The sequence below is a fragment of the Reinekea sp. genome (assembly GCF_982785585.1).
In genome coordinates this window covers 1-1,429 of record NZ_CEYAVF010000014.1, presented here as the reverse complement: position 1 = coordinate 1,429, position 1,429 = coordinate 1, and the positions used below count along the sequence as shown (strand labels likewise).

Here is a 1,429-nt window from a genome sequence, read left to right as displayed (position 1 = left end):
GAGCAATCGCTCGATCCAGAATTCCGTGCCCAATCGATTCGGGATATGCAGGACGAGTGGAAAACCCTGAGTCGGGGTCTGCAGGATCAGCAGCAAGACCTATGGGAGGAGTTTCATCGCTTAGCCCAACTGGCCTATGAGCCGTGCCGGGAGTTCTTTACCGAGCAGCGTCATCTGCGCGAAGTGAACCTAAGCAAGCGCAAAGAGGTGGTGGAACAGCTTGAAGTCTATTGTCAGCTAGTCGATTGGCAAAACCCGGATATTAAAGAGATAGACCGAGTCTTGCAGATCGCTCGTAACGACTGGACTAAGTACACCCCTGTGGATCGGATTGCCAATAAGGCGCTGCAACAGGCATTCGATAAATCCCATCGCACCCTGTTTGATCGACTGCGTCAGGAGCAAGCCGTCTATAAAGCCAGTAAGGTAGCCATTATCGAACAGGCCAAGGTCTTATTGACGCAAGAGGATATTCGCTCGGCCACCGACCAGGTTAAAAAATTACAGCAACAGTGGAAGGCCATAGGCATGGTCGGCCGCAGAGACGAGCAGACTCTATGGTTAGACTTCCGTAAAGTGTGCGACCAGATTTTTGCGCGTAAAGACGAGCAGGTTATTGCCTTCAAGGCCGACCTGGAAGTGAACAAGGAACAGGCTGATTTGTTGCTCGGCAAGATGGCCTCGATTGTTGACTCGGCGGAATTGTTAGCCCATGCCGATGACTTTGCCCAGTTCAAACAACAGTTCCTCGCCCTGGGCACATTGCCCAAGGCGCACTACCAGCGAATGTCGACCCAGTATCAGGATTTGTGCAATGCCTTTGATGCCGCCCGGACCCAAAAGCGGGTCGAACTGACCGACCAGGATTGGCAGGCCCTGTTTGCCTGGGTCCGGTCAGCCCGGTTTAGTGGCCAGAGCGACGCCGAGTCTCGAGCCGCTTGGCAGAGCCTGACCATACCCGATCCAGCCAAGCCACTCATACAGGCACTAACCGGCTGGCACCAGCCGGTGGAGGATCTGAATCAACAGACCCTGCATGAGAAGACCATTGACCTGGAAATTATGACCCAGAGTGAGAGCCCGGCCGAGGACGCAACCATCCGGATGCAGCTCAAGGTGCACCGTCTGGCGACCAGCATGGGCGCCGTCACCACCGATGCCGATATCAACCAATTGGTGGTCGAATGGCTGGCCCAGGGTGCCGTGAAACAAGACGCTTATAATGCCTTGGAGGCTCGAATGCTCGCTGCCCGAAAACGCTGGTTAAAATAAAAAACCTAAATAAATCAAAAAGTTAGTTGACTTAAAATGAGAACCCCGTAGTATACGCATCAGTTGAGGGGCATTGAGCTACTAGCCTCTCAGAACAGTTTGATGCGGGGTGGAGCAGTCTGGTAGCTCGTCGGGCTCATAACCCGAAGGTCGTCGG

Annotated in this window: 1 protein-coding gene; it reads left to right on the top strand. The window is 53.8% G+C overall.

Annotation, left to right across the window (positions count from 1 at the left end; translation table 11 throughout):
- The coding region (locus tag AC4FIC_RS07245) for a DUF349 domain-containing protein (RefSeq protein WP_488083974.1) at positions 1-1,272 on the top strand (1,272 nt) is incomplete at its 5' end.
- Positions 1,273-1,429 lie beyond the last annotated feature (157 nt).